Source organism: Flavobacterium erigeronis (assembly GCF_054075165.1).
In genome coordinates this window covers 413,190-423,259 of record NZ_JBSKGP010000005.1, presented here as the reverse complement: position 1 = coordinate 423,259, position 10,070 = coordinate 413,190, and the positions used below count along the sequence as shown (strand labels likewise).

At 33.9% G+C, this 10,070-nt stretch carries 7 protein-coding genes; 5 read left to right on the top strand and 2 right to left on the bottom strand.

Going from position 1 to position 10,070, the window contains the following annotated elements; all coding sequences use genetic code 11:
- Positions 1 to 428: 428 nt before the first annotated feature.
- Positions 429 to 1,433 (bottom strand): LLM class flavin-dependent oxidoreductase, encoded by a 1,005-nt coding sequence (locus ACWA1F_RS12740; RefSeq protein ID WP_456894074.1) that lies wholly within the window; start codon positions 1,431 to 1,433, stop codon positions 429 to 431.
- Positions 1,434 to 1,609: 176 nt separating this feature from the next.
- Here ACWA1F_RS12740 and ACWA1F_RS12735 point away from each other — a divergent pair, with 176 nt between their 5' ends.
- The 4 genes from ACWA1F_RS12735 (at position 1,610) to ACWA1F_RS12720 (ending at position 6,871) form a co-directional block, all read left to right on the top strand.
- Positions 1,610 to 2,125, top strand: coding sequence for a DUF2975 domain-containing protein (locus tag ACWA1F_RS12735; protein WP_456894072.1), 516 nt, complete (start codon positions 1,610 to 1,612; stop codon positions 2,123 to 2,125).
- A 2-nt stretch (positions 2,126 to 2,127) separates the two neighbouring features.
- Complete coding sequence (locus tag ACWA1F_RS12730; RefSeq protein WP_306158690.1) at positions 2,128 to 2,334, top strand: helix-turn-helix domain-containing protein; 207 nt, start codon at positions 2,128 to 2,130, stop codon at positions 2,332 to 2,334.
- A gap of 111 nt (positions 2,335 to 2,445) precedes the next feature.
- Positions 2,446 to 3,327, top strand: coding sequence for an ABC transporter ATP-binding protein (locus tag ACWA1F_RS12725; RefSeq protein WP_456894069.1), 882 nt, complete (start codon positions 2,446 to 2,448; stop codon positions 3,325 to 3,327).
- 4 nt (positions 3,328 to 3,331) lie between these two features.
- Complete coding sequence (locus ACWA1F_RS12720; protein WP_456894067.1) at positions 3,332 to 6,871, top strand: ABC transporter permease/M1 family aminopeptidase; 3,540 nt, start codon at positions 3,332 to 3,334, stop codon at positions 6,869 to 6,871.
- 242 nt (positions 6,872 to 7,113) lie between these two features.
- Here ACWA1F_RS12720 and ACWA1F_RS12715 read toward each other — a convergent pair whose 3' ends face one another.
- Positions 7,114 to 8,328: a polysaccharide deacetylase family protein gene (locus ACWA1F_RS12715; RefSeq protein WP_456894065.1), complete on the bottom strand. Its 1,215-nt coding sequence runs from the start codon at positions 8,326 to 8,328 to the stop codon at positions 7,114 to 7,116.
- 171 nt (positions 8,329 to 8,499) lie between these two features.
- Between ACWA1F_RS12715 and ACWA1F_RS12710 the strand changes: the two genes are divergently transcribed.
- Positions 8,500 to 9,855, top strand: a complete 1,356-nt coding sequence (locus ACWA1F_RS12710; protein ID WP_456894063.1) for a sigma-54-dependent transcriptional regulator — start codon at positions 8,500 to 8,502, stop codon at positions 9,853 to 9,855.
- Positions 9,856 to 10,070 lie beyond the last annotated feature (215 nt).

The window sequence follows — 10,070 nt, the reverse complement described above, 5'->3', positions numbered from 1 at the left end:
TCGTTTGAGTGAATTTTTCATATTTTCTTGGGATATCGGGAGGGTGTTTTTATGGAGTTTTTATTCTTTACCTCTTTTTTTATCCTGAATGCGCGTAAAACTTCTTCTGAAAATGGCTCCCCTAGCCCCGATAGGAGCGGAAATGGCTTCTTATCTTTATTAAATCCCAAATCTTTTATCCCGAAGCTTCGGAACCAAATTCCAATCCTGGCGGCTTCGCTGCGCTCAGCCTGCCTACTAATATATTATACGTATGTGAATAGCGTTGCGTGAGACGCACTGCGGTGCGCCTCTACAGAGAAAATTGGGGTCTGTAGATAATCTGCTTATTATATTGTGCAAAAATAAACCCGACAGGTTTTTAAAACCTGTCGGGTTCAGCGTGAATAATTACTCTTATAATATAATAGTGTAAACTACCTTATATATTATTCATTTATCGCATCGATTACTTCTTTAGTAATTTGAATGCTTTTTAGTTTTGCTTCATGATCGAAGATTGGACTTGTTACCATTAGCTCGTCGATTCTTGCATAGTTGATAAACTTTTTAAGATCTGTAACCAATTGTTCTTTGTTTCCAGTAAAAGTTCCGGCTGTCATCTGGTTTACATGAAAGCGTTCTGCTTCGTTCATAATATCGTCTAATGACGGAACCGGGGGCTGCAATCCTTTGCGATCGTTTCTGATTAAGTTTAAAAACATTTGATACAAACTTGTAGAAAGCAATTCTGCTTCTTCGTTTGTATCGGCAGCAATTATATTAAGACATGCCATTGTTTTGGGTTTATCTAAAAACTCAGACGGCTGGAAATTTTCTCTGTAAAATTCAAATGCCTGAATCATTAGTTTTGGCGCAAAGTGTCCTGCAAAAGCATAAGGAAGTCCGTAAGCGGCTGCGAGAGCTGCGCTATCCATACTTGATCCTAAAATCCAGATTGGCACTTTTAAGCCTTCTGCTGGAAATGCACGAACTTTTCCTGTGGCATTTTCAGATGAAAAGTATTCTTGAAGCTTGCTTACATTCTGTGGAAATCGCTGTGCCTGCTCAAAAAAGTCTTTTCGAATCGCTTCTGCAGTTGGCTGATCTGTTCCTGGCGCTCTTCCTAAACCTAAATCGATTCGGTTTGGATAAAGGGTTTCTAATGTTCCGAATTGTTCTGCCACCACTAAAGGCGAATGATTCGGAAGCATGATTCCGCCAGAACCTACGCGAATTTTCTGAGTTTGGCTTGCTATATAACCAATTAATACGACTGTTGCTGTACTGGCAACGTGTGCCATATTGTGGTGTTCTGCGAGCCACATTCTTTTGTATCCGATTTTGTCGGCTAGTTGGGCAATGTCTTTTGTTTTTTGAAATGTTTCTGTTGCGTTGCTATCTTGGGTGATAATCGCAAGCTCTAATATTGAGACTGAAATTGGGTTTTTCATATATAAATAAGGCTAAAATGCAAAATTAAGTCATTTATGCCAATGCCTTTTTATTTCTAGTGTTAATTGAACTATAATATTATAATCTAAAACTATAATGGCTAAATTTTGATAATTAATTATTGTTTTACGATAATTAATTATACATTTGCAATATCAACTTAACTTTGTGATATATGAAAACAACTCATATCGTTTCCAGAATATTATTTTATCTGACCCGATTTTTAGCTGCGGTTTATTTTTTTCTAGCAGCTTATTCTGTTTTTACTTTACTAACAGGATTGTTTTTAACTTTTAAAGATAACGGAAAGTATTTTCAGGTTTGTTACCCTTTTACAGAACGCCCTTTAATGCTGGGCGATTATAACCTACCTTATATATTGTTTGATTTTCTGGCTCCGTTGAGTCTTTACGGACTTTTCTTTTTGTTGAGCAGTAATGTTTTCAAAGTATTTTTTCAGCCAAAATTATTTACTCCAAACGGGGTTTCGCATTTGAGGCGTTTTTATTTAGCGAATTTATTAATTCCGAGTATTATGATTTTTATTGCATTCTTTTTTGTTCCGCTGGATAATGAAGTCTGGATGTTTATCATATTACACGGAATGCTGGGCGCTTTTGCTTATTTTCTCGCCGCTATTTTTATACAAGGTTTAAACCTTCAAAACGAACAAGACTTATTTATATAACTATGCCAATAATTGTAAATGTTGATGTAATGCTTGCCAAACGCAAGATGCAGAGTAAAGAGTTGGCAGAAAAACTAGATATAACGCCTGCTAATTTATCGATTCTAAAAACAGGAAAAGCAAAAGGGATTCGGTTTGATACGCTCGAAGCGATCTGCAGAATTCTCGACTGTCAGCCCGGAGATATTTTAGAATACGTAAACGAGTAAACTCTATTTTCATTCTGACTTTAAAAAAATCGGTTTTTATGACCGACAGGATTTCTATTGCCTAAATTTTTCAAATCATCATTTCTATAATCATCAAAAATCAATCAAAAAATGAACAGTTTATCCATCAAAAATCTCAGCAAAACGTATGAGAACGGCACAAAGGCGATTAATAATTTATCGCTTGAAATTACAAATGGGATGTTTGGCTTACTTGGGCCGAACGGCGCCGGAAAATCGACTTTAATGCGCACCATTGCTGCATTGCAGGAACCAAGTTCGGGAATTATCGAATTTAACGGAATCAATATTTTGGAAAATCCAATGTTTATCAGAGAAAATCTGGGTTACCTTCCGCAGGAATTTGGAGTTTATCCAAAAATATCGGCTTATCGATTATTGGATCATTTGGCGATTCTGAAGGGAATTGTCAATAAAAAAGAGCGACACGATCAGATTTTGTATTTATTACAACAAACCAATTTATTACAGCATAAAGACAAAGCGGTTCATTCTTTTTCGGGCGGAATGCGCCAGCGATTTGGAATTGCGCAGGCTTTGTTGGGAAATCCGAAGATTATTATTGTTGATGAGCCAACTGCCGGATTGGATCCTGAAGAACGAAACCGTTTTAATAATCTTTTGAGCGAAATCGGCGAAAGCATTATCGTGATTCTTTCTACACATATTGTAGAAGATGTTCGTGATTTGTGCACCAAAATGGCAGTTATTGCCAACGGAAAATTGATTTTGGAAGGAAATCCGAACGAGGCGGTTAATTCTCTGAAAAATAAAATCTGGATGAAAGCGATTCAGAAAACCGAATTAACATCGCATAAAGAGCTATTCAATATTATTTCATCTCATTTAAATTCAGGAAAACTCAATATTCATGTTTATTCAGAACAGCGACCTGATTCTGGATTTGAATTAGTTTCACCAGACTTAAATGATGTTTACTTCAATGTTTTATCTCAAAACCTAAAAAAATAGTCCTATGCTTTCTAAATTAATCCAATTTGAATGGCATAACAATTCTAGAAACTGGACTTTTTATGCTTCGTATCTTATATATATAGTATTGGGCTTTATGACAAGCGCTTTTGCGAATTTCTCTTTTTCGGGCGCTTACAAAAACGGACCTTTTGTTTTGACTTATGCCATTGGTTTGATTTCGCTGACGGTTATTTTTTCGATTACGATTCAAACCGCTCAGAATTTCTTAAAAGAATACGAAACCAAATTTGATGCTATTCTTTTCTCCGCTCCCATTTCGAAATTCGATTATTTGTTCAGCCGATTTATTACGGCGTTTTTTATTGCTACAACTTCTTTCGGAATGTTTATTATCGGAATAATGATTGGCCATTTAATGCCGTGGATTCAGGGAAGCGATATTGGGCCTTTTGAAATCATGAATTATTTCTGGCCCTATTTTGTGATTGTGATTCCGAATATTTTGTTGTGTCTTTCGATTGTTACGGCGCTGGCGTGGATTACCCGAAGTAAACTTTTTATTTACGTTGGCGGATTAATGGTTTACATTTTATATATCGCGGGTTCGGTTTTTTCAAACTCTCCGCTATTTGCAAATGCATCTCCGTCTTCCGCGAAAGCGATGTCTCTGGCCGCGAAAATTGATCCGTTTGGTTTGGCTGCTTTTTTAGAACAAACCCGATATTGGACTTCTGTCGAGAAAAATACGCAGTTACTTTCGCTTTCGGGAAACTTTTTATTCAATCGAATTTTATGGATTTGTATTTCTCTGGCTTTACTTTTTATTTCGTATAAAATGTTTTCTTTTCGAAAAACTAAAACTAAAAAGGTAAAATCTCTAAAAAAGGTTCAAAAAGAAACAAGAATTTTTTCCCCTGAAATTCCGAAACAAATTGAAATTAAAACTTTCAGACATAATTGGTCGGTTTTTAAAAGCAATTTGAAAATGGATATTTATTTAATTCTGAAAGGAATTCCGTTTCTATTGATTGTACTTTTATTTTCAGGATTATTACTTATTGAGATTTCAGACGAAATTGACGGCGGAATTCGATTGGCAGAAAACATTACCAATACGGCGTTGATGATTTCTACAATTATGGATCGTTTACCGTTTATCTTGATTCTGATTGTTCTTTTTTATTCGAATGAATTAGTAAACCGTAGCGAAAGTTCTAAGTTTGAAATGCTCGAAAATACGGCGCCTTATTCTCCATTTTCGGTTTTACTTTCAAAATTGACAGCGCTTTTTATAATTCCACTGGTATTTATTGCCATCAGCATTTTGATTGGAATTGGTTTTCAATTAATGAATGCGAATGCCCCAATCGAAATTGGTCTTTATCTTTCACTCTTTTATTATATCGGATTTCCGCTTTTTCTGATTTCGATTCTGATTATTGCAATTCAGACTTTCATTAAAAACAAATATTTAGGATTGGCGGTTTCGGCATTTGTAGTTCTTTTATTCTGTACCGGAATTGGCGAACAATTAGGAATTGAACATTCGTTATTGCGATTTGGAGATTCCTTTAAAAGAGAATATTTTGATCTGAATGGTTTCGGAAGTTATACTTTTCCGTTTCATATTTCGATGTTGTACAATTTCGGATTGGATTTACTACTTCTGACATTGACCGGAATTTTATGGAAACGAAATTCAACAATTTTAAAAACCATTCGCAGAAATTCATTTCACATCATTCAAAAAACAACCTTTGCTTTCGGTTTTATTCTTTTTATCACTTTTGGAAGTTTTCTTTTTTATAAAACCAATATCGAATATCCGTATTTGACCAAAAACGACCACAACAATTGGAGCGAGCAATACGAAAAGCAATTTAAAAAATATGCAAATCTCGATCAGCCCACAATTCTTTCTGTAAAAAGCAATGTCGATTTATATCCTGATGAAAATCGTTACGAAGTAAAAGGAACTTATGAATTGATCAATAATTCGAAAAAACCAATTGATAGTTTACTCCTATATATAGACCGGAATTCGAAACTGACTTCTATTGAAATTCCGAACTCGAAAAATGGAGACAATGTTTCTAAATTTCAGCATTATTGGTATCAATTGGAAAAACCTTTAGAACCTCAGCAAAAAATGAAAATGAGTTTTACTTTTCAATCAACCTGGTCACCTTTTAAAGGACATACCGCTTTTAATTCGATTATCGATAATGGTTCGTTTATGCGAATAAGCCGCTATTTTCCAGCTTTTGGTTATCAGGATTCTAATGAAATCAGCAGTAAAAAAGAACGAGCAAAAAGACATTTGCCTAATCAGACTCCACTTAAAAAATTGGAAGATAAATGGAAAATAACAACTGATTTTATGGATTACGAAGCTGTAGTTTCGACTTCAAAAAATCAAACCGCAATTGGAATTGGCGATTTAATTGGAAATTGGAAAAAAGGCGATCGCAATTATTTTCATTATAAATCTAATGGAAAAATTCCTTTTCGATTTGCTTTCGCTTCCGCGGAATATCAAATTAGAAAATCCAATTATAAAGGCATTTCTATTGAAGTTTATTTTGACAAAAGACATTCGAGAAACGTTGCAAAACTTGTTCAGGATGTAAAAAACACGCTGGATTATTGTCAAAATAATTTTGGTAAATATCCGTACAAAACCATTCGTTATGCCGAAGTCAGCGCTTTCGCGGATGGATTTGCAGCGACTTCATATCCGTCAACGGTTTTTATGAAAGAGAATTTTGGTTTTTACAGCAACCTCAACAACCGAGATAAAGAAGATGTTATCAATCAATTAACAGCGCACGAGCTTTCTCATGAATGGTGGGGAAATGCGCAGATTAGTCCAGAGCAAAAAGAAGGAAGCTGGATTTTGACCGAAACTTTAGCGCAATACACAGAATTGATGCTGTATGAAAAAGAACATGGTTTAGAAAAAGCTTTAGAAACTTTAAAAATTCATTTGGATTTATACCTCAGCAGTCGAGGTTATGAACCTGAAACGCCTTTATATAAAACGAATTACGAAACACCGCATTTGCCTTACGATAAAGGAATGCTGGTTATGCATCAATTGCGAATTTTAATTGGCGAAGAAAAAGTAAATCTGGCTTTGCACAACTTTCTGAATCACTATAAATATCCAAATCCAATTCCGGATTCTGAAGATTTATTGAAGGAAATTTATTTGGTGACGAATCCTAAACTTTATCCAAAACTGGATGAAATGTTTAAAAATATTATTACTTATTCGTCTAAAATTTCAGCAGTTGAAAGTCTAAACAAGAATAGTTTTTATGAAGTTTCTTTTAAAGCTGAATCGTTTAAATATAGCGAAGATGCCAGAGGAAACCGAAAACAAATTACAAACGATTCCACAATCGATATTGGAATTTATGATGAAAACGGAAAATTATTTCGCTATATTTTCCCGATAAAAAATAATCATATTGAAGGAAAAATTAAAATCAAAACCAAACCTCAACGCGTTGTTGTCGATCCGTATTTAATGAATATCGATACGTTTATAAAAGACAACGAGAAAGAAATTGATTAATTTTTTGCCACAGATTAAAAGGATTTTAATGATTTTTAAATTTGAATCTAAAAAATAATCCATCTAATCCTTTTAATCTGTGGCATTATTTTTTTCTAAACACATAGAAACATAGCTTTTTTTTGCGGTTAAAGGCGTTTCACTTGGATCAATGCACATAGCTTTCTATGTGTTAGAAACTAGTTTCTTTTGGTCTTCTTTTAGTTAAAGAAAAAACTATGTTTCTATGTGTTTAAATTATTTTAGTTTTTCAAATCAATCACAATTAATTTATGTTTTTTACTTCCGTCATTTTGAATAGTAAAATCTGGAGTTTTAGACTCTGTTTCAAATTTTGAGTCAGAATCAACTGAAAGCGAAATGGATTTGTGTCTGAAAGTTTCTGGAATTTCTGGAAGCTGAATCGTTACCGTTACTTCTTTATCTTTTTGAACGAAATCAATTTTTATTCTGTCTCTTAGCCAAATATATTCGTAGACTTCTTGCCACGGCGCCATCCAAACAGAATCGTTTCCATTTGCTCCATATTTATTAGCAAGTTTTATCATATAATATTTAAAATCAGGAAAACGCGTACTGAGATTCCACAGGTTCGTATTTCCAGTTCCGTGTGTGAATTCGTTAAACCAAACCGGATCTTTTTGTTTTACAATAGAATCTATCTTTTTTAAATAGTTGTCCATTGTTTTAAAACTTGTCGTGTCTTTTGAACTCTGCACAAAAGTTCTGGCCGAAATCAATTTATCTAAATTCACTTTGCCATTTACTTTATAAACCGGTCCTTCACCATAATAAGAAGCTACAGAAAAATGACCGTTTTGAAGCGCTTCTTTTTCATACTCCAAATAATATTTTTCATCACCTTCTCCGCCTGGAACTACAAAATGTGACATTGTGAAACTCAGATTTTCTTTTATCGATTTTGTATTATCTGTGACTTCTGTCAAATAATTGGTGCCGTGTTTGGTCGCGTGATGAAAACTGTGATTGAGAATATCCCAACCTGCATTGTACATTTCACGAACTTCATCCCAAGAAAGATGTCCACGATTAGGCAAATTATTTAAAGATGCTCCGTTTATTGCCAAAGCCAATTTGAACGGAAGTTTATTCCCCAATCCGTCTGTATAAAAAAGACCTTTTGAAGTTGTTCCGTCCCCACCCTGATCTATTTTCCATCCATTTTTATTTGAAGCACTAATTTTTCCTCCATTTAATAATGGAAATGCTGTCAAATAAGCCGATCTGTAACCGTCGTCAAGCGTAAAACTATAGGCAAAATGTTTGTTGTATTTTAATATTGAAGGCGTGATTTTTACTTTTCCGGCCGATTTCAATTTTATTTTGAATGAAATGATTTTCTGTTTTGAAGAATCATTTTCGACAATTCCGTTTGAAAAAACATTGAAACTGCTAAAAATTACAGCAGTTAGTATCAGTAGAATTTGTTTTGACATAAATTTTTAGTGGTTTATTTTTCGAACTAAAAGTACATTTCTTTTTGAAGATAATATTTTAAAACTGATTATACTCTTAAAAATAATTTCGACCGAATTAAAAAAGCAAACTGGTTTTACCCCTAAATTTGTACATCAAATATCAAAATTTGATTTTAGCATTATCTGCAAATGACACACAAAATTTTAATTATAGACGACGAAGAAAAACTGAGAAGTCTTCTGGCACGTATTGTAAAATCGGAAGGATTTGAAGTTTTTGAAGCGAAAGATTTAAAATCGGGTTTTAAAAAACTCGAGCAAACCGATATTGAAGTCGTTTTGTGTGACGTAAAATTGCCTGACGGAAACGGAGTTGATTTTGTTCAAAATATAAAAAGTAGTTTTCCTTTAACAGAAGTTATTCTTTTAACTGCTTTTGGAAATATTCCAGATGGTGTTCAGGCGATGAAAAATGGCGCTTTTGATTATATTGTAAAAGGAGATGATAATGATAAAATTATTCCGCTTCTATATAAGGCTGTAGAAAAAGTACAATTACAGAAAAAAGTGCAGCAACTTGAAAAGCGCATCAACGATAAATATTCTTTCAATACGATTATTGGCAAATCTAAAGGAATTGAACAAGTCATTGATCTGGCTCAAAAAGTGGCCAAAACCGATTCGACCGTTTTATTAACCGGAGAAACGGGAACCGGAAAAGAGGTTTTTGCACAAGCAATTCATGAAAATAGTAATCGCGTTGGGAAATCGTTTGTGGCTTTAAACTGTAGTACTTTTAGCAAGGAAATTCTTGAAAGCGAACTTTTCGGACACAAGCAAGGCGCTTTTACCGGAGCTTTAAAAGATAAAAAAGGGTTTATTGAAGAAGCCAACGGTGGCACTTTATTCTTAGATGAAATTGGAGAAATGCCAATTGATCTTCAGGCAAAATTATTACGTGTTTTAGAAACCAGCGAATATATTCCTGTTGGAGACACGACTTCAAAAAAATCAAATTTCAGATTAATTGCTGCCACAAATCGAGATTTAAAAGAAGAAAGTGAGGCACATCGTTTTCGTTCTGATTTGTATTTCCGTTTAAACATTTTCGAAATCAAACTTCCTTCACTTAAAGAAAGAGTGAAAGATATTCCTCTTTTGGTTAATTTTTTTGTGAAACAGTTTTCTGAAAAGACTAATAAAAAGATGTTATCGGTTTCTGATGATTTTATTCAGAAATTAGAAAATTACTCTTGGCCGGGAAATATCCGCGAACTCAAAAATATTATCGAAAGATCGGTTATTTTGAGTAACGGCGATATTTTGACTTCTGATGTTCTTCCGTATGAAATGCAACAGCAAAATGAAAAATCTTCTAAAAGTATGTCAGCTTTTTCAATGCAGAGTGTTGAGAAACTGCATATTCAGAAGGTTTTGAATTATACAAAAGGAAATAAAGCGGAAACGGCTAGATTGCTGGAAATTGGGATTGCGACTTTGTATAGGAAAATTGAAGAATATGGGATAGAAAATTCCAAAAATTAAATTACAAATTCCAATTACAAAATTCAATATCAACGACAATTTCAATTTTTAAAGCTCTGGAAGAGCGGAATATTTATAGCTCGATTCAATTCCCAAAGAAAAAAAGCTCCAGCGGAGCGACACCTAATATTATAAAAATTTATACCTCAAAAATATGTCGCTCCGCTGGAGCTTGGATGACTGTGCATTTGGTATTTTCTATAAATATTTCGTCC